General features: G+C 64.1%; 22 protein-coding genes and 1 tRNA gene. 10 read left to right on the forward strand and 13 right to left on the reverse strand.

The features are described 5' to 3' along the window. Positions 1 to 170: 170 nt before the first annotated feature. Together rplT and rpmI are read right to left on the reverse strand one after the other, a co-directional pair. Positions 171 to 527, reverse strand: a complete 357-nt coding sequence (gene rplT, locus Q7V31_RS09590) for a 50S ribosomal protein L20 (protein WP_304733843.1) — start codon at positions 525 to 527, stop codon at positions 171 to 173. A 33-nt stretch (positions 528 to 560) separates the two neighbouring features. Further along, on the reverse strand, positions 561 to 761 hold the full coding sequence (gene rpmI, locus Q7V31_RS09595) for a 50S ribosomal protein L35 (RefSeq protein ID WP_011995132.1): 201 nt from the start codon (positions 759 to 761) through the stop codon (positions 561 to 563). 218 nt (positions 762 to 979) lie between these two features. Here rpmI and Q7V31_RS09600 point away from each other — a divergent pair, with 218 nt between their 5' ends. Then, entirely contained in the window at positions 980 to 1,507 is a 528-nt protein-coding gene (locus Q7V31_RS09600; RefSeq protein ID WP_304733844.1) for a VOC family protein, read from the forward strand. Positions 1,508 to 1,511: 4 nt separating this feature from the next. Here Q7V31_RS09600 and Q7V31_RS09605 read toward each other — a convergent pair whose 3' ends face one another. The 3 genes from Q7V31_RS09605 to Q7V31_RS09615 form a co-directional block, all read right to left on the reverse strand. Next, positions 1,512 to 1,895, reverse strand: coding sequence for an I78 family peptidase inhibitor (locus Q7V31_RS09605; RefSeq protein ID WP_304733845.1), 384 nt, complete (start codon positions 1,893 to 1,895; stop codon positions 1,512 to 1,514). A 24-nt stretch (positions 1,896 to 1,919) separates the two neighbouring features. Then, complete coding sequence (locus Q7V31_RS09610) at positions 1,920 to 3,167, reverse strand: LLM class flavin-dependent oxidoreductase (protein WP_304733846.1); 1,248 nt, start codon at positions 3,165 to 3,167, stop codon at positions 1,920 to 1,922. Positions 3,168 to 3,262: 95 nt separating this feature from the next. Then, the gene (locus Q7V31_RS09615; protein WP_304733847.1) at positions 3,263 to 3,511 is read right to left on the reverse strand and encodes a hypothetical protein; all 249 of its coding nucleotides are present in this window, start codon (positions 3,509 to 3,511) and stop codon (positions 3,263 to 3,265) included. A 303-nt stretch (positions 3,512 to 3,814) separates the two neighbouring features. Between Q7V31_RS09615 and Q7V31_RS09620 the strand changes: the two genes are divergently transcribed. Further along, the gene (locus tag Q7V31_RS09620) at positions 3,815 to 4,771 is read left to right on the forward strand and encodes a glycerophosphodiester phosphodiesterase family protein (RefSeq protein WP_304733848.1); all 957 of its coding nucleotides are present in this window, start codon (positions 3,815 to 3,817) and stop codon (positions 4,769 to 4,771) included. Between the two features lie 55 nt (positions 4,772 to 4,826). Here the strand turns inward: Q7V31_RS09620 and infC are convergent, their stop codons facing one another. The 3 genes from infC to Q7V31_RS09635 all read right to left on the reverse strand — a co-directional run bounded on the left by infC (position 4,827) and on the right by Q7V31_RS09635 (position 7,049). Further along, on the reverse strand, positions 4,827 to 5,348 hold the full coding sequence (gene infC / locus Q7V31_RS09625) for a translation initiation factor IF-3 (protein ID WP_304733849.1): 522 nt from the start codon (positions 5,346 to 5,348) through the stop codon (positions 4,827 to 4,829). Positions 5,349 to 5,533: 185 nt separating this feature from the next. Next, on the reverse strand, positions 5,534 to 5,896 hold the full coding sequence (locus tag Q7V31_RS09630; RefSeq protein WP_304733850.1) for a hypothetical protein: 363 nt from the start codon (positions 5,894 to 5,896) through the stop codon (positions 5,534 to 5,536). Beyond that, entirely contained in the window at positions 5,874 to 7,049 is a 1,176-nt protein-coding gene (locus Q7V31_RS09635) for a glycosyltransferase family 4 protein (protein ID WP_304733851.1), read from the reverse strand. The genes Q7V31_RS09630 and Q7V31_RS09635 overlap by 23 nt, the downstream gene beginning before the upstream one ends. A gap of 59 nt (positions 7,050 to 7,108) precedes the next feature. Here Q7V31_RS09635 and Q7V31_RS09640 point away from each other — a divergent pair, with 59 nt between their 5' ends. Then, positions 7,109 to 7,903, forward strand: coding sequence for a carboxylesterase (locus Q7V31_RS09640; protein ID WP_304733852.1), 795 nt, complete (start codon positions 7,109 to 7,111; stop codon positions 7,901 to 7,903). Here the strand turns inward: Q7V31_RS09640 and Q7V31_RS09645 are convergent. Continuing rightward, positions 7,900 to 8,298, reverse strand: coding sequence for a translational machinery protein (locus Q7V31_RS09645; protein WP_304733853.1), 399 nt, complete (start codon positions 8,296 to 8,298; stop codon positions 7,900 to 7,902). The genes Q7V31_RS09640 and Q7V31_RS09645 overlap by 4 nt on opposite strands. Positions 8,299 to 8,367: 69 nt before the next feature. After that, entirely contained in the window at positions 8,368 to 9,243 is an 876-nt protein-coding gene (locus Q7V31_RS09650) for an SDR family oxidoreductase (RefSeq protein ID WP_304733854.1), read from the reverse strand. Positions 9,244 to 9,302: 59 nt separating this feature from the next. On the opposite strand from Q7V31_RS09650, the gene Q7V31_RS09655 reads away from it, so the two are divergent. After that, entirely contained in the window at positions 9,303 to 10,046 is a 744-nt protein-coding gene (locus Q7V31_RS09655) for a hypothetical protein (protein ID WP_304733855.1), read from the forward strand. On the opposite strand, the gene queG is transcribed toward Q7V31_RS09655, so the two are convergent. Genes queG through Q7V31_RS09670 form a run of 3 tightly spaced genes read right to left on the reverse strand, consistent with a single transcriptional unit; the run spans position 10,036 to position 12,870 of the window. Then, positions 10,036 to 11,187 (reverse strand): tRNA epoxyqueuosine(34) reductase QueG, encoded by a 1,152-nt coding sequence (gene queG / locus Q7V31_RS09660; protein WP_304733856.1) that lies wholly within the window; start codon positions 11,185 to 11,187, stop codon positions 10,036 to 10,038. The two genes, Q7V31_RS09655 and queG, sit on opposite strands and share 11 nt — an antisense overlap. Then, positions 11,168 to 11,848: a glutathione S-transferase family protein gene (locus Q7V31_RS09665; protein ID WP_304733857.1), complete on the reverse strand. Its 681-nt coding sequence runs from the start codon at positions 11,846 to 11,848 to the stop codon at positions 11,168 to 11,170. Before Q7V31_RS09665 ends, queG begins: the two co-directional genes overlap by 20 nt. Positions 11,849 to 11,865: 17 nt before the next feature. After that, positions 11,866 to 12,870: a complex I NDUFA9 subunit family protein gene (locus Q7V31_RS09670; protein WP_304733858.1), complete on the reverse strand. Its 1,005-nt coding sequence runs from the start codon at positions 12,868 to 12,870 to the stop codon at positions 11,866 to 11,868. A 205-nt stretch (positions 12,871 to 13,075) separates the two neighbouring features. On the opposite strand from Q7V31_RS09670, the gene Q7V31_RS09675 reads away from it, so the two are divergent. The 6 genes from Q7V31_RS09675 to rpoN all read left to right on the forward strand — a co-directional run bounded on the left by Q7V31_RS09675 (position 13,076) and on the right by rpoN (position 17,704). Further along, positions 13,076 to 13,162 (forward strand) — tRNA-Leu (locus Q7V31_RS09675). A 79-nt stretch (positions 13,163 to 13,241) separates the two neighbouring features. After that, entirely contained in the window at positions 13,242 to 13,853 is a 612-nt protein-coding gene (locus Q7V31_RS09680) for a ribonuclease D (RefSeq protein ID WP_304733859.1), read from the forward strand. A gap of 112 nt (positions 13,854 to 13,965) precedes the next feature. Continuing rightward, entirely contained in the window at positions 13,966 to 14,676 is a 711-nt protein-coding gene (gene lptC / locus Q7V31_RS09685) for an LPS export ABC transporter periplasmic protein LptC (RefSeq protein ID WP_304733860.1), read from the forward strand. 22 nt (positions 14,677 to 14,698) lie between these two features. After that, positions 14,699 to 15,253: a lipopolysaccharide transport periplasmic protein LptA gene (gene lptA, locus Q7V31_RS09690; protein WP_304733861.1), complete on the forward strand. Its 555-nt coding sequence runs from the start codon at positions 14,699 to 14,701 to the stop codon at positions 15,251 to 15,253. 94 nt (positions 15,254 to 15,347) lie between these two features. Continuing rightward, positions 15,348 to 16,139, forward strand: coding sequence for an LPS export ABC transporter ATP-binding protein (lptB, locus tag Q7V31_RS09695; protein WP_304733862.1), 792 nt, complete (start codon positions 15,348 to 15,350; stop codon positions 16,137 to 16,139). A gap of 23 nt (positions 16,140 to 16,162) precedes the next feature. Further along, positions 16,163 to 17,704 carry an RNA polymerase factor sigma-54 gene (rpoN, locus tag Q7V31_RS09700; RefSeq protein ID WP_304733863.1) on the forward strand — a complete coding sequence of 514 codons (1,542 nt, stop codon included), beginning with the start codon at positions 16,163 to 16,165 and terminating at the stop codon, positions 17,702 to 17,704. Positions 17,705 to 17,888 lie beyond the last annotated feature (184 nt).

A 17,888-nucleotide genomic window follows, 5' to 3' on the forward strand; every position in this document is an offset into this window, starting at 1 on the left:
AATCGTCCCGGCGCCGCTTTATCTTGCGGTGGCTCCGGGCGATTGAGGGAAACGGCGTGCGAGCGAAAGATCGACCGGCGGTCCGCCTCACCCCCCGGACAGCGGCATGCACACAAGGCACAAGCCCCGGACGGGTGACCGGCTCTTGTCTCAGGCGTCGTCCGGGCTCGTCAGTTGAGCGCGGCCTGGGCCTGGGTGACCAGAGCCTTGAAGGCCTCGGGCTCATGGATGGCAAGATCGGAGAGAACCTTGCGGTCCACCTCGATGCCAGCCTTGGCGAGGCCGTCGATAAATCGCGAATAGGTCAGGCCGTGCTCGCGGACGCCGGCGTTGATGCGCTGGATCCAGAGGGCGCGGAAGTTGCGCTTCCTGGTGCGACGGTCGCGATAGGCATATTGGCCAGCCTTCTCGACCGCCTGATTGGCGGTGCGGAAGGTGTTCTTGCGACGGCCATAATAGCCCTTCGCCTTCTTGATGATCTTGCGGTGGCGGGCGTGTGCGGTAACGCCCCGTTTGACGCGTGACATGTGCTCAGCTCCTTTTCAGGGACAATTCCGGGTTCACGCGTAAGGCATGAAGTTCTTGATCACGCGGGCGGCATCGGCATCAGCCATGATGGTCGTCCCGCGCTTGTTCCGGATCTGCTTGTTGGTCCGCTTGATCATTCCGTGGCGTTTGCCGGTCTGACCGCGCTTGACCTTGCCTGAAGCGGTGAGCTTGAAGCGCTTCTTGGTCCCGCTTTTGGTCTTCAGTTTGGGCATTTCGCTCTCCGTATCGTCAAAGGAACCCGCGCTTGAAGACCTTGAATTCATTGAAGAATTCTAGTTTTTTGCGGGTTCGGGTCATGGCATTTCGGACGGCCACGGCATGCCCTACAGGCCGGACCGCCCCGAAGGCGCGGATTTATAAGGGAAAAAGGCGGCAGGTCAAGCGCAGGCGATCGGGCTATAAGACCGCCTGAAGACAGGAAGGAACCCCAATGAGCCGCTTTTTCGGAAAGGTCTGCCAGAACGGCTATGTGGTGCGCGACATTGAGGCCGCGCTGAAACACTGGACCGAAGTTCTCGGTGTCGGACCCTTTTTCTATATCGACCGCGTGCAGTGCGACTGGTTCACCTATCGCGGTGCGCCTTCGCCGGTCGAGATGAGCATTGCGCTGGCAAATACCGGCGATCTGCAGATCGAACTGATCCAGCAGCGCAACGATGCGCCCTCGATGTATCTCGATTTTCTGAATGCGGGTCGCGAGGGCCTGCAGCACATGTCCTACTGGACGACCGACTATCAGGCCGATTACGACCGCGCGCTGGCCGCGGGCTACAGGATCGGCCATGAGGGACAGATCGGCGGCGACCAGGGTCGCTTCGTCTATTTCGACACTGAGAGCCATCCCGGTACGGTGATCGAGATGTCGGACATCAGCGGCGCGAAGGGAAAATTCTTCGCGCATATCCGCCGGGCCGCCGAGAACTGGGACGGGACGGACCCGGTCCGCCCCATCAAATGACGTCTCAGCCGCAATAGACGCGCGACACGATGTCGTTTTCGTCGAGCTCCACATTGAGGCGGTCGGTGCGGTAGTCCATCGTCACATTGTCGCCCGGGCGGATGACGCGGATCGTCGCGATGGCGCCGCGGGTCAATGTGTCCTCGGCCTCGATCCAGGGGCGCGCGGTCCAGATCGCCAGCGCATCGGCCACGGCGCGGCAGCCCGCTTCGGACCTCTCGAATTCAGCCTGTATCTCATCGGCGTCCAAGTCTGCAGACGTTTCATCAGCGACGGATTCGCTGACGACCGTTTCGTCGGCGGCGGCCTTCTCTTCCTTCTGGTCGCAGGCCGCAACCAGCAAAAGGCCCGCAAACGCAAATGCGCCAAACAGATATTTCTTCGTCATTTTAGTCTCCTTCGGTTCAGCGTCCTACTCCACCGCGCTCGTCTGGTTGACCTGTGCCTTCTTGACGGAGGCTTGCACCACAGGAATCTCGTGATCGGCGAGCGGCTTCATCCAGCTCTTGCGCGCCAGCGCCGCCTTGATGAAGGGCGTCAGCTCCTTCTGCTTCTTCGCTTCGCGTTCGGCGAGCTCGGCCTTGAACTCCGGCATCACCTCGGCCGCGAAAAGCTCCAGCGACTCGCAAATATGCGCGTGCTTGTTGCGGCCCGCCTGCTGCATGAAAATCACCTGGTCGACACCCGCTGCCTGAAAAGCGCGGAGATGCGCGCGCATGTCGTCAGGGGTGCCGATGCCGGTGGCAATGGCGTCGGCGCGCTTGCCGGCGTCGATGATTTCCTGCGTGCGGTTGCCGCGCGCCTTGATGTAGTCGCCCCACATGTCGGTGCGGCCGGGCACGGTGTCGTGCGCGACCAGCGCGTTCAGCGCATAGCCGAAAAACTCGAAGCCTTCGTGGCCGCGGCGGATCGCTTCGGCGCGGTCCTTGTGCAGCGAGAAATTCGAGACCATTGCGATGTTCGCGTTCACTGTATGGCCGATGGGCTTGCATTCATCCGATTTGATGATGCCATAGTAGATTTCCGACCAGTGATGCGCTTCTTCCGGATCGAGAAACGAGAAGGCCAGTGCACCGACGCCAAGCGATGCCGCCACCCGGATCGTGTCACGGTTGGTACAGGCCATCCACATCGGCGGGTGCGGTTTCTGCACCGGCTTCGGCAGTACGTTGCGGCATGGCATCGAGAAATACTTGCCCTCGAAACCCGGATAGGGATCGAGCACCATCATATTGGCGATTTGCTCGCCGGCTTCGATCGCCATGGCGCGTTTTTCCCGAGCCGGAATGTTGAAGCCACCAAGCTCCAGCCGCGTCGCGCCCTCGCCAATGCCGAATTCGACGCGGCCATGCGACATGATGTCGAGCGTGGCAAGACCTTCGGCGGTGCGGGCGGGGTGGTTGTAATTGGGGATCACCTGCCGGATGCCGTGACCGAGACGGATGTTCTGCGTCAGCGAGGCGGCGGCGGCGAGAAAGACTTCCGGCGCCGAGGAATGGGAATATTCGTCGAGGAAGTGATGCTCGACTTCCCAGGCGTGGTCGAAGCCCAGCCTGTCGGCCAGGACGATCTGCTCCAGCGCCTCATGAAAAAGACGCGCCTCATCGCCTTCGTTCCACGGCTTCGGCAACTGCAATTCGTAGAAAACGCCGAACTTCATGATTTCTCTCCCCGCATTTCCGGTTTCTTGTTGGGGAGAGTATCGGCGATCAGGCAGGAGCAATGCAAAGGGGTCGATACGCCGCGGGGACGGCTTCAGCCTCGCCCTGCCGCAGGGGAACGGCCGGGCGCCTCGCGCCCGGCCCGCTCGCGCTCGATAAGCCGGCGGCGCGCGGTGTCGGTTTCGGCGGCAAGGCGCTGGCGCAACCGCTCGTCATCGAGCGCGCGCAACTCTTCCTCCAGCGCCGCCATCTCGACCGCGCGGCGCATCACATCCTGCGTCTCGTAATAGGAATACCTGATGCCCTTCCGCCTGAAGCGGCGCCATATCGAAGCGATCGGCATGTCATCACCTGTGTTGCCCGTAGCCCGCGCGCAGACGCCTCATGGCGCTCGCGTCGCGACATTTGATCCGCCGTACGGTGGCCGCCAAAGGTCCGACCCCGCGCGATCGCTCTTCTTGGTGATACGCCCGGCAGTATAATCACACATTGGGGCGGCGTCAGCGTCTAACGTACTTCCATGACACCTTTGCAACGCTGTTTCGTTTTGACGCGGGCGGCCGGAACGGGTCACATGACGGCCACGATTTTTGGGGGCCTGCCGGGCGGTTTCCGGCGGCGCATTATGGCGGGGGGGGGGACGGGCATGCCGAAGCCGTTACAGATCGCGCATCGCGGCGGCGCGGGGCTCTGGCCCGAAAACACGATGGAAGCCTTCGAGCGCGCCATCGCCATGGGGGCGGACGGAATCGAGCTCGATGTTCACCTCAGCCGGGACGGCCAGCTGGTTGTCCATCACGACGAGAGCCTGAAACCGGCGCTGGCGCGCGGACCGGGCGGGCAATGGCTCAAACGTCCGACACCGCTGATCAAGGACCTGACAGCCGATGAACTTCGCGTCTACGACATCGGGCGGCTGCGGCCCGGTGCCGGTTATGCGGCGCGCTATCCCGAACAGACGCCCTTCGACGGCGCACATATTCCGCTGCTGACCGATGTCTATGCGCTGGTGAAGCGCGCGGCAAAGCCCGGTTTCCGCCTTTATGTCGAACTCAAGACGGCGCTGCTCGATCTTTCGCAATCGGCCGATCCGGTCGCACTTGCCGATGCGGCGGTGGCGCTCACGCGCGCAGAGGGGCTTGCGGAAACCGTCACCTTCGTTTCCTTCGACTGGCGGGCACTCAAACGGGCAAAGGAGACCGCGCCCGATATCCTCAATGCCTTCACCACACTCCCGTTCTTCCAGATCGACCCGGCCGACGCGTCTGCCACGCGTGACAAGCCCGGATCGGAAGATGAGGCGATCCGGCGTGCATCGGCTGCGGGTGCCCCATGGGCGGCCGGCTTCGACTGGCGGACACAGAAGGGGGCAAGCTTTGCAGAGCGCATGCTGCGCGGTATTGCATCGGGGCCTGCCGACGGCTGGTTCTCGTGGCATGGCGACGTGACGGCAGAGACCGCGGCGATGGCTCGCGAGCATGGTCTTGCCGTTTCCTGCTGGACGGTCGACGAAGAAACGGAAATGAAGCGTCTCGCGGCACTCGGCGTCGAGGCGATCCTGACCGACCGGCCGGACCGTTTGAAAAAACTCATGGGAAGCTGAATGAAAGAGGCCCGGCGATGCTCGCCGGGCCTTCCTGTCTTCGCGTCGGCTGCCGTTATTTCGGCGCCAGCACCATGATCATCTGACGGCCTTCGAGGCGGGGCCATGTTTCGACCTTGGCGATCGCGTCGAGCTCTTCCTTGACCTTGTTCAGAAGCTGCATGCCGAGCTCCTGATGCGCCATTTCGCGGCCGCGGAAGCGCAAGGTCACTTTCACCTTGTCGCCCTCTTCGAAGAAGCGGTGGATCGCACGCATCTTCACGTCATAGTCATGCGTGTCGATGTTCGGGCGCATCTTGATTTCCTTGACCTCGACGGTCTTCTGCTTCTTGCGCGCCTCATTGGCCTTTTTCTGGGCCTGATATTTGAACTTGCCGTAATCGAGAAGCTTGCACACGGGAGGCTTCGCGTTGGGCGACACCTCAACCAGATCCAGTCCAGCCTCTTCGGCCATCCTGATCGCTTCGTCGGTGGGAATGACGCCGCGCTTTTCGCCCTCGGCGTCGATCAGCAACACGGTCGGCTCATCGATCATGTCGTTTATGCGCGGGCCCTCTCGCGTGGGCGGCGCCTGCATCGGTCTGCGAGCTATGAACTCTTCTCCTTCAATCTGGCCCGGCCGCCGGACATGGCATTTCGAGCGGTGGCCGGTGCCGGCACAATGCGCAGGCTTGCGGCAACCGCCCGACGGAACCCGGCTTCGGGCTCCCTGACGGGCATTCCAAGGTGACAGCTATAGATTTGAAGGCCGCCGCCCGCAAGTCAAGAAAGAGGCGGGATTTGCTGCCCGGGCACGACAAGGCGCCATTGTGGCCTCGGCCACACACAAAAGCGCAGAAAGCGCGTCGCCGGGCTGTCCTCCAGATCGCAGACAAAGGCCGGGCTGGCCCATGAAAGACGGCGCGCGCGCGCCAGAAATGCCGCCGCGCCCCGCGCCGCGCCATCGGCCCAGACCTCGTCGGCAAGCCCCTCCACTTGCCGCGCGGCCTCGGGTGTCGTCAGCAGGATCAGCCGCGAACCGGCGTGACGCATGCGCAACGCACCGAGCATGGCAGTTGCATATTCCGGCCCTCCGGCGCCGAGCCAGATGGCAATGACAGGTTCAGCGGGCCAGGAGGCGGTCATAAATACCGAGCGTCGCATCGCACATGGCCGTGACCGAATAATGGGCCGCTGCATGGATGCGGCCGCGCGCGCCCATCGCCGCGCGCGCATCGGGGCCAATCGTCATCAGCCGCGCCATGGCATCGGCCAACGCGGCCGCATCGCCCGGCGACACGCAAAGACCTGTTGCCACCCCATCCGCCGTCAGTACGGTTTCGCGCTGACCGCCCGCGTCGCTGACGATGACCGGACGCGCCGCCGCCTGCGCCTCGACGGCCGTGCGGCCGAACGGTTCGGCCTCGATCGAGGGCGAGAGCACCGCATCTGACAGCGCATAGGCCGCCCCCATATCGTCGCAATGGCCCACGAGACGCACATGGCTTTCGAGACCGCCCTGCGCGATCGCCTGCTGCAACTCGGCCACATAGTTGTCGCGGCCCTGTGCATCGCCGGCCAGAAGCAGCATGAATCCGTCGATGCCGCGGGCGCGCAACAACCGCGCCGCCTCGACAGAAACCGCCTGGCCCTTCCAACGCGTCAGGCGCGCCGGGTGAACGAAGATGACACCGGATGAACCGTCGAGTCCCCAGCGGCTGCACAAAGATTCGATGCGTCCGGGCGTGATGGCGGCAGGCGCCAACCCTTCAATGTCGATGCCGCGTGGCACTGTGAAAATCCGGGCCTCGTCCGGCGCATGCACCGCGCGAATGCGAGCGGCTGTGTATTCCGAATTGGCAATCACAGCATCGCCGCGCGTCATCACCGAATTGTAGAAGACCTTGAGGCGCGGCTTTTCGTGAACGCGCGAATGATAGGTTGTGACGAAAGGAAGTCCGGCGCGGTGCGCAGCGGCAAGTGCGCTCCAGGCCGGCGCGCGGCTGCGTGCATGAACGAGACCGATTTTCTCGCGCGCAATCAACCGCGTCAGCCGCTCGACATTGAGCGCCATCACGACCGGATTCTTCGAGTGGGCCGCCAATTCAACATGCCTTGCGCCGGTGGCTTCAAGCTCGGCCACCATCCGCCCGCCACGGCTCGCGACGATGGCGCGACCGCCGGCAGCGACAATGGCGCGGGCGACATCGACAGTCGTGCGTTCGGCGCCGCCGGTTTCGAGTGCCGGCACGATCTGCAGGATCGTGGCATTTCGAATATGTTCGAACGATTTGGACACGCGGATATCTCTGTGGGATGTATGATTTTGCTGAAGAATGACGAGCGACAAGTGAGACAATGACCGAGGCTTCAATTTCCCGCAAGCTCGACCGGCCTGGCCATGACGGCAGTGCCGGCGAACATCTTGCCTGCCTGATCGACGCGCCTGAAAGCCCGGCTGGTCCGGCCGGCCTCACCTGGCTTGGCGGCTTCAAGTCCGACATGACCGGCACCAAAGCGACGGCGCTCAGCAACTGGGCGCGTGGCGCAAGGCGGCATCTGCTGCGCTTCGACTATTATGCGCATGGCGCGTCGTCAGGCGACTTCCGCAAGGCAACCGTCGGTCGATGGCTCGAAGATGCGCTCGCTGCCATCGACACGCTTGCCGCAGGTCCGCAAATTCTCGTCGGCTCCAGCATGGGCGGCTGGGTCGCACTGCTCGCCGCGCTGGCACGACCCGAGCGTGTCAGGGGTCTGGTGCTGATCGCACCGGCGCCCGATTTCACGCAGGAGCTGATGTGGACCGGATTCTCGGACGAGATAAAGGCCACGCTCATGCGCGAGGGCGTTCACCGCGCCCCGTCCGATTACGACGAAGCGCCCTACGAGATCACGATGCGGCTGATCGAGGAGGGGCGAAACCACCTGTTGCTCGACAAGCCCATTGCGTTCGACAAGCCCGTGCGCATCCTGCAAGGCATGAGGGATCCCGATGTGCCGTGGCAACATGCGATGCGGATGGTCGAAGCGCTGACAAGCACCGATGTGACGATCCAGTTGAGCAAGGAAGGTGATCACCGTCTGTCGGGGGTGGCCGACATCGCGCGACTGACGCAGACGATCGAGACGTTACTCGCAGAGATAGAAAGCTAATCGATCTGCGGCAACATGCGGTCGGCTTTCTCGAAATAGGCGCGCGCATATTTCAGCAATTCACCGCCCGTCGGATGATCGACCGTCTCGACACCGACGACCCTGCCGGCCAGCGCCGCGTGTTTCGTCTGCAAGCGCTTCAGAAAGCCGAGCTTCGCATTGGCCGGTCCGACGATCAGAATTTCGCCGATGCCATCGAGATTCGCTGCCACCTCGTCGAAATAATCTGTGTCTTCGGACTCGCGCCAGCTTGCGCGACCACCGAGCTTGCTGTGGCCGCGGCTCGCCGCATGTTTCAACTGAACGGCCGTCGTATGGGCGTCGTCGGCATTGAAATCGAGAATGCGTGCCTCGTGATGGTCGATCCAGACGACGGCGTGGAAATGATGCGGCATGAAACCTCCAGAGTTGGGTTTCATTATAGCAATACCAACCGAATCCGCCCTGCGGCACAATGGCTCTGCTCAGGGATGGTCCAGCAGCGCCTTCAGTCCTTCGCGATAAGTTGGATATTGCAGCGTCACGCACAATTCCTCGCGGACCAGACGGTTCGAAACGCGTTTCGAGTCGGCATAAAAGCTCCGCGCCATCGGCGTCAATTCCGCCTTGTCGAAGGGGATTTCCGGCGGCGGCTCGCAGCCGAGAAGCTTGGCTGCATAGGCCACCACCTCCTGTGGCGGGGCGGGTGCGTCGTCGCAGACATTGTAGGCCGCGCCCGGCCGGGGCTTTGCGATTGAGGCTTCGAGTATGGCGGCAATGTCTTCGACATGGACGCGCGAAAATATCTGGCCCGGCTTGACGATGCGCCGTGCCGTGCCTTCGCGCAGGCTGCGCAGCTGGTTGCGGCCCGGCCCGTAGATCCCCGCAAGACGGAAAATGTGGAGCGGCGCCGCGGTACGCGCGGCAAAGGCGCGCCATGCTTCCTCCGCTTCGAGACGGCGCCGGCCGCGCGCGGTGCCGGGGGCGAGTGGAGTTCTCTCATCGACCCAGCCGCCGCTCCGGTCGCCATAGACGCCGGTGGTCGAGAGATAGCCCATCCATTCGAGCTGCGGCGCGATGCGGGCGATGTCGGGCTCATGCGCGGCGAGCACCGGATCGCCGGCCTCGCCCGGCGGCACCGAGAGCAGCAAGTGCGTCGTGCCGGCCAACGCCGCCGCCGGATCGGCAAGCGGCGTCTCGCCGAAGATGAAAGCGTCGATGCCTTCGGCGCGCAGGACTGCTGCTTTTTCTTCGCTCCGGCAGGTACCCGCGACCGCAAAGCCGCGCGCGGCCAGGCGGCGGCCGAGCGCCGCCGCGCTGAAGCCATAGCCGAAGCAGAAAAGACGCGGGTGCAAATTCATCGGCATCCTGTCCATGGTTTCACTTGCCAGATTGTACAGCCTGAACGAGGCTGGCGCGCATGAAAGCCATCCCGATCCCTATCTTCCTTTTGGCGCTTGCCGTCGCCGCTCCGGCGGCCTGGGCCGAGCCGAGCTATGAGGCCTGCGCCGATCTTGCCGAAACCGACTCCGAGGCGGCGCTGAATATGGCGCAAACCCTGAAGCTTCGGCGCGGCGAGGCGGAGGCCGGGGGCATGCATTGCGAGGCCCTGGCGCTGACAGCGCAAGGCCGGCCGGCTGATGCCGCAGCGGTCTTCTACCAGCTGGCCGAGCGCATGCTTCAGGCCGACGACGAATTGCGGGCACCGATCTATGCGCAGGCGGGCGATGCCTGGGCGCTGGCCGGCAATGTGGCACAGGCGCGGCGGGCCTATGATCAGGCCATAGCGCGGATGCCCGACGAACCCGACTACCGGCTCGGACGGGCGCGGATGCAGGCGCTGGGCGAAAACTGGGAGGGGGCGCGCGACGACGCGGCCGAGGCGCTGGCCCTCGATCCCTGGCTCATCGAGGCGCTGCTGCTGCGGGCGGCGGCCAATCGCACGCTCGGATTTTCACGGGCTGCCCTTGTCGACGCCAACAAGGCGATCGAACTCAGGCCGCATAATCTCGAAGCGCTGGTCGAGCGGGGACGCGTGCATATGGCATTGGGCGACCGCAAATCGGCATGGGCCGACTGGCAAAGCGTCCTCGACTATGCGGCCGCGACCGGGCGCGCCGACGATCCCGCAGCGGCGGCCGCGCGGCAATATCTCAGCCGCTGACGCGCCGCCATTCGGCGCGCACATCTTCATCCATTTCCGCGCCGAGTGCTGCCGTGGCGCGCTGGCGCAATTCGTCCCCCTGTCCGAGTTCGGCGAGCGCCCAGACCGCCATGGCGCGCACCAGCGCCGAAGCGTCACCGAGCAGGGGGCGCACGGTGTCGGCAAGGCCGGGCATCCCCGTATTGCCGATCGCGATCAGCACATTGCGAATGAAGCGGTCGCGCCCGATGCGCTTGACCGGCGAGCCTGAAAAGCGCGCGCGAAAGCCCGCATCGTCGAGGGTCGCCAGTTCGGCCAGCAGCGGCGCCCGCAGATCGTCGCGCGCCACAAAGGCCGCCTCGCGCGCGGCCTGGGCGAATTTGTTCCACGGGCAGACGGCCAGACAATCGTCGCAGCCGTAAATGCGATTGCCCATCGGCTGGCGAAATTCGAGGGCAATATGCCCCTTGTGTTCGATGGTCAGATAGGAAATGCAGCGCCGCGCATCGAGTTCGTAGGGGGCGGGGAAAGCCGATGTCGGACAGATGTCGAGGCAGCGCCGGCAGTCGCCGCAGCGATCGTCATGGCGCGCATCGGGCGTCAAATCGAGCGTGGTGAAAATCGACCCGAGAAAGAACCACGATCCCAGTCGGCGCGAGACCAGATTGGTGTGCTTGCCCTGCCAGCCGAGACCGGCGGCCTCCGCCAGCGGCTTTTCCATCACCGGCGCCGTATCGACAAAGACCTTCACCTCCGCCCCGCTTGTCTCTGCCAGCCAGCGCGCCACCTGCTTCAGGCGTTTCTTGACCAGATCGTGATAGTCGCGGTTGCGCGCATAGACCGAAATCGCCGCGCGATCGCGATGTGCCAGAATATCGAGCGGGTTGTCGTCGGGTCCGTAACTCATCGCCAGCATCACGATGCTGCGCGCTTCGGGCCAGAGCGTTGCCGGCGATGCGCGGCGCATCGCCGTCTCTTCCATCCAGCCCATATCGCCGTGGCGGCCTTCGCCCAGCCACGCCTCGAGGCGGGCAGGCAGGTCGGTCCGCGCATCGGCCCGCGCGATCCCCGCATCGTCGAAACCCGCCTCTCTTGCGCGCCGCAGAAGTTCGGCGCGCAATTTGTCGAGATCCGTCGCTGCGTCAGAAGTCGAGATTGGCATAGAGTTTCGGTGGCGGCATGCCGGGAATGTGGTCGGCGAGGATCTGCCGGAAGCCGGGCCGCGACTTGATGCGGACATACCAGTCCTTGGCCGCCTGATACTGGCCCCAGGGGACATCGCCGACATAGTCGAGACAGGAAAGATGCGCGGCCGCGGTGAGGTCGGCCAGCGTCATATCCTCACCCGCGAGCCAACTGCGCGTTTCCATCAGGTAGCAAATGTAATCGAGGTGGTAGCGCAGATTGTGGAGGGCAGCCCGGACCACCGGCATTTCCGGCGCGCCGCCGCCCTCGGCCACACTCAGAAAACGGCGTGTCACTTTCTCGAAGATCAGGCCATCGCTCACCTCGGTGGCGAATTTTCGGTCGAACCAGTCGACAAGGCGGCGTATCTCGGCGCGCGCGCTCGGATTGCCCGGCATCAGCGGTACGTCGGGCGCGGTCTCTTCGAGAAATTCGGCGATCGCCGTCGCGCCGCAAATCGGCGCGCCCTCCGCCTCGATCAGCACCGGCACCTCGCCGGCGGGGTTGAGCGCCAGAAATTCGTGACGGCGCTCCCAGTCGCGTTCCTCGACCAGTTCGAAGGGCAATCCCTTTTCGGCCAGCACAAGACGCACCTTGCGGCAGGCCGGCGAAATCGGAAGATGGTAAAGCTGGCGCATCGGCTCTTTTTCTTGCGTCAGTCGGCGCTGGCGCGTTCGAACTGCCCGGTGCGGCGGAAACGGTAAAGATAAGTCGGCAGCACCGACGCAAGCGCGCTTGGCGCGATGCCGAGGCCTTCGAGCGTGCGGCGTTCGGCCTGCGCGGCGTCGCTCACCACATTGTCGACAGCAAGCAGACGTACCTGGTCGACGGTCAGCAACGGGCGCGGCAGCAATTGCAGGAAGGCCGCATTCAGGCGGGCCAGCGCGAAGGGCACCGGCAGCAACAGACGGTTGCGCCCGATCTCATCGAGAAGGCGTTCCATCAGTTCACGGAAGGTCAGCACTTCGGGTCCGCCGAGTTCGTAGGTGCGGCCGGATGCGTCGGCGCGGGCCAGCACCGCCACGATCGCCGCGGCAACGTCTTTCACATAGACCGGCTGAAAACGCGTATCGCCGCCGCCGATCAGCGGCAGCACCGGCGACAGGCGGGCAATGGCGGCGAAGCGATTGAAAAAATCATCCTCCGGTCCGAAGATGATTGAGGGGCGCAGGACAACGGCACCCGGCAGGACGGCGCGTACGCTCGTCTCGGCCTCTGCCTTGGAGCGGGCATAGGCCGACGGGCTTTCGGGATCGGCGCCGATCGCCGAAACCTGAACGAAAGTGGAAATACCGGCAGCCGCCGCGGCGCCGGCGACACGCGCGGCGCCGTCTGCCTGCACGGCGGCAAATTTCTGTTTTCCGCTTTCGTAAAGAATGCCGACCAGATTGATCACGGCATCGGCGCCGGCGATCGCGGCGGCCACCGAGGCGTCATCGCGGATATTGGCCTGCACCGGCTCGACCTGACCGACCGCGCCCATCGGGCGCAGAAACTGTGCTTGGTTCGGGCGGCGCACCGCCACGCGCACGCGGTAGCCTTGTCGCGCCAGGGCCTGCACTGTGTGACGGCCGACAAAGCCCGAACCGCCAAAGACCGTGATGGTGGCACCCGAACGCAGCATCGCCCCGCTATTCGTGCCCGCGTCGTCTAAGCTCATTTTGCCTCTCATTTCATCTGCCGGTCGTCCGGTGGCCTTTCCGTGAGCCGTATTGCCGAAAACCTGCCCGCCAAGCGCTCCCTAGATAACCCATCGGCGGCGCGCGGCAAAGGGCTGGACGGGCGCCAGGAGGGTGGACGGCCCGCCGGGCGCCACGCCTCCTCCATTGACATTGTCAGAGCCCCTATTTAAGCAACGCACAAGTGCCCAGGTGGCGGAATTGGTAGACGCACCAGCTTCAGGTGCTGGCGCTCGCAAGGGCGTGGAAGTTCGAGTCTTCTCCTGGGCACCATTCCTTTCTGGTGGCGGCAACCGAAATCCCTGACGGGAAGGCCCGCCACCCGCCCTTCGGGGCCAAGCGGAGCCAGCATATGGCGGTCACGCTGCACAAGGGCGATCTGCCGGACGGGCTTTCCTTCGGCGCCAGCGTCGCCGTCGACACCGAAACGATGGGCCTGAACCCTGACCGCGACTCGCTTTGCCTGGTGCAGCTTTCAGCCGGCGACGGCAATGCCCATATCGTCCAGCTCGACCGGGCGACCTACCGCGCGCCCAATCTGCGCGCACTGATGGACGATCAGTCGGTCTTGAAGATTTTCCATTTTGCGCGTTTCGACATTGCGACGATCCAGCGCCATCTCGGCGTCGTTACCGCACCCGTCTATTGCACCAAAGTCGCCTCGAAGCTGGTGCGCACCTATACCGACCGCCACGGGCTGAAGGATCTGGCGCGCGAGCTGGTCAATATCGACATGTCGAAGCAGCAGCAGAGCTCCGACTGGGGCGCCGGGAAGCTCAGCGAGGCGCAGCTTGCCTATGCCGCCTCCGATGTCCTCCACCTGCACCAGATCAAGTCGATCCTCGACGGGATGCTGGCCCGCGAAGGACGGACCGAGCTTGCCAAGGCCTGTTTCGCCTTCCTGCCGGTGCGCGCCGCGCTCGATCTGGCTGGCTGGCCCGAGGAAGACATATTCGCGCATTGACGACGTTCGCGGCACGAGCCGGGATGCCCCGCTTCGTTGACGCTGTGCAAGGCATGCGCGCATACTCGCCGCCGGCAGGGCTTCGGGCTCGGGCGATGTGGAGCGGATTTGAATGAGCCAGGGGTCCGGCGAGGCCGGGGAACGGCGGGAACGCGGACGGCCGGCACGTCCGGTCACGGCACATGCGGCGCCCCCCGCCAGGCGCGCAGCGCAGGGCCGCTACAGCTATTTCGTGTTGCTGATGAAGGTCGTGCTGCCGCTCGGTGCTGCGGCGCTTCTGGCGGTCGTCATTTACTATTCCGGTGTCTTTGACGGCGGCGACCGGCTGGATGTGACCTTCCGTGAAATCGAGACACGGCCCGACGACTTGCGGATGGTCAGCCCCCGCATCGCCGGCGTGACGGGCGACGGAAGACCCTATGTCGTCAGCGCCGACAATGCGACGCAGGATGTCAACCGGCCGAACTTCGTGGTGCTGGAGAACATCAATGCCGAGATGAAGCTCGACGAGCAGCCGGGCGCGGACGCCGAGTGGATTACGCTGACGGCGGCAGGCGGGCTTCTCGATTCCGAAAGCCAGACGCTTGAGCTGACACAGACAATCGACATCGCCACAGCGCAGGGCTACGCCTTCAGGGGGACCCATGCCGTGGTCGATTTCGCGGCCGGCACGATAACCAGCGACAGCGAAGTGTCGGGCGAAGGGCCGCTTGGTACCTTGCGTGCCGACCGCATGACAGCCGATCATACGGGGCGGGTCATGCGCTTCGAGGGCCAGGTGAAATTGCTGATCCATCCCGATCGGCCGAGCGAGGGGGACTGACATGATGGCGAGGACTGGGGGGATGACGGGCGCCTGGCGCCGGCGGGCAGGGCTGGCCGGACTTGTGCTCCTTCTCGGCGTCGGGCTTGGCGGCGGCAGCGCAGCGGCCCAATCGGGCATCGTCGGCGGCGGCTTTTCCAACGATCCGAAACAGCCGATCGCGGTCGAGGCCGATGCGCTGGAAATCGAGGATGCCAAGCAAAGCGCCACCTTCACCGGCAATGTGCTGGTGACGCAGGGCGCGGTGCGGATGCGTGCCGACCGGCTGACCGTTTTCTATACATCGCGGCAGGGCGGCGACAGTTCCGGCATCGACCGGATCAGGGCAACCGGCAATGTCCATCTCGCGGCGCCGGACGACCAGTCGGCCAGCGGCGATTGGGCCGACTACAAGGTCGAAGGCCGGCAGATCGAGATGGGCGACAGCGTCGTTCTGCGCCAGGGCGAAAACGTCATCCGGGGATCGAAGCTACAGGTTGACCTTAACAGCGGACGGGCGCGGGTGGTCGGCGGCGCGCCGGCCGAAGGTGGCGGAACAGGCCGGGTTCGCGGCCTTTTTCACCCCGAAGGAAACTGATTCCGGTCCGAAAAGGCTTGGTTAATCGCTTCACTTCATACAATTTTAATGCCAAGTACCGTTTGATGGCATGGATTGATGAAGTGGGGACCCTATGACGGGCGATGCGGGGCTGGACAATGAAGCGGGAGGTGCGGAAGCGCGCCCGCATCTGGTTGCCGACAATCCGGGGCTTTCGGTCGAGAAAATCGGCAAGAGCTTCAAGGGCCGGCCCGTCGTGCGCAGCGTCAGCTTCCACGTCCAGCGCGGCGAGGCGGTCGGCCTTCTGGGCCCCAACGGCGCCGGCAAGACCACCGTTTTCTACATGATTACCGGGCTCATTCAGCCGGATTACGGCACCATCCTGCTCGACGGGCAGGATGTGACGAGCCTGCCAATGTATCGCCGCGCCCGCCGCGGCATCGGCTACCTGCCGCAGGAAGCCTCGATTTTTCGCGGCATGACGGTCGAACAGAATATCCGCGCCGTGCTCGAAGTGGTCGAGCATGACCGCGACCGGCGCGAGGCCGAGCTTGACGATCTGCTCGCCGAATTCTCGATCACCCATCTCCGGCGCACGCCGGCCATCGCGCTTTCGGGCGGCGAGCGGCGGCGCGTCGAGATTGCGCGCGCGCTGGCCACGCAACCCTCATTCATGCTGCTCGACGAGCCCTTTGCCGGCATCGACCCGATTGCCATCGGCGACATCCGCGATCTGGTCGCGCATCTGAAGGATCGCGGCATCGGCGTATTGATCACCGACCACAATGTTCGCGAGACGCTGGAACTCATCGACCATGCCGTCATCATTCATGACGGTGCCGTGCTCATGGAGGGCGAACCTTCCGCCATCGTGGGCAACGAGGATGTGCGCCGGCTCTATCTCGGCGAGCGGTTCAGTCTGTAGGCGGCGGGGAGGCGGCATAAATCATGGCGCTTGCACCGCGACTCGAGATGCGCCAGGGACAGTCCCTGGTGATGACGCCGCAGCTCCAGCAGGCCATCAAGCTGCTGCAGCTTTCCAATCTCGAACTCGCCGAATATGTCGACCAGGAACTCGAGCGCAATCCGTTGCTCGAAAACGGCGTCGCCAATCCCGAGCGCGCATCCGACGAGCGCGAGGCGCCGGCTGAAACACACGACCAGGTGACGACGTCCGAGACCGCGCTGACGCTCAATGAGGACGGGCCGCCGCCCGGCCGCGACGGCGATCTCGATACCGATTACGAGAATGTCTATGCCGACGAGGCGCGCGCCGATACGCAGAACAACGAGGCCGCGGGCGAGACGCCGGGGCCAACCGGCTCGGACTGGCAAAGCATGCGGACGAGCGGTGGCGGCGGAAGCGGCGATGGCGACTATGATTTCGCCGCGACGCTGACACGCGAGGCGACGCTTGCCGAACATCTGACCGATCAGATGAACATGGCGCTGAAGATGCCGGGTGACCGCATGATCGCGGCCTTCCTGATCGACCAGGTCAACGAGGCGGGTTACATGACCGCCGACCTCGCCGAAGCGGCCGAACGACTCGGCGTCGACGTCGAAGATGTCGAGGCCGTGCTCGGTGTGTTGCAGACCTTCGAGCCGACCGGCATCTGCGCGCGCAACCTGAAGGAGTGCCTCACGCTGCAGCTTGCCGAGCAGGACCGGCTCGACCCGGCGATGCGGGCCTTTCTCGACAATCTCGAACTTTTCGCGCGGCGCGATTTCGACACGCTGATGAAGTTGACCGGCGCCGACCGCGACGACATCGCCTCGATGATCGACGACATTCGCGGCTGCAATCCGAAACCCGGTCTGGCCTTTGGCGGCGAGCCCGTGGTGCCGGTCATTCCCGATGTCTTCGTGCGCGCGCGTTCCGATGGCGGCTGGGCGATCGAGCTCAACACCGAAACGCTGCCGCGTGTGCTGATCAATCAGCAATATTATGCCGAGGTCAGCAAGTTCTCGAACGACCCCAAGGCCAAGGCCTATCTCTCCGAATGCCTCAACAACGCCAATTGGCTGGTCAAGAGCCTCGACCAGCGGGCGCGCACGATTTTGAAAGTCGCGTCCGAAATCGTGCGCCAGCAGGACGGATTTCTGGTTCACGGCGTGCAGCATCTGAAGCCGCTCAATCTGAAGACCATCGCCGAGGCGATCTCGATGCATGAATCGACGGTCAGCCGGGTTACGGCGAACAAATACATCGCCACGCCGCGCGGCATTTTCGAGATGAAGTATTTCTTCACCTCCTCGATCGCCTCGTCGGAAGGCGGTGCCGCGCATTCGGCCGAGGCTGTGCGCCACCGCATCAAGGACCTGATCGACCGCGAATTGTCGGATGCGGTGCTTTCCGACGACAATATCGTCGACATCCTGAAGGGTCAGGGCGTCGACATTGCGCGGCGCACGGTCGCCAAGTACCGGGAAGCGCTCAACATTCCCTCCTCGGTGCAGCGCCGGCGCGAAAAAAAGGCCTATGCATGAGTCGTGGCGCGGCCCTTCAAAGGCCGTGCAAATGCCCTATATATATTTGAAAGATAAGGGGTTTCCGCCCTTCTCCGGCATCCGGTTGACACCCATGAAGCGGCCCACTAGTTTCCCCCTCGCTCAAAAGACCCCCGGTTGTTTTCCGGGGCGCGGCGGCGGACACGGAGCAAACGGATTCCGG

It is taken from the genome of Parvibaculum sp., from assembly GCF_030651915.1.
Classification (GTDB): Bacteria; Pseudomonadota; Alphaproteobacteria; order Parvibaculales; family Parvibaculaceae; genus Parvibaculum.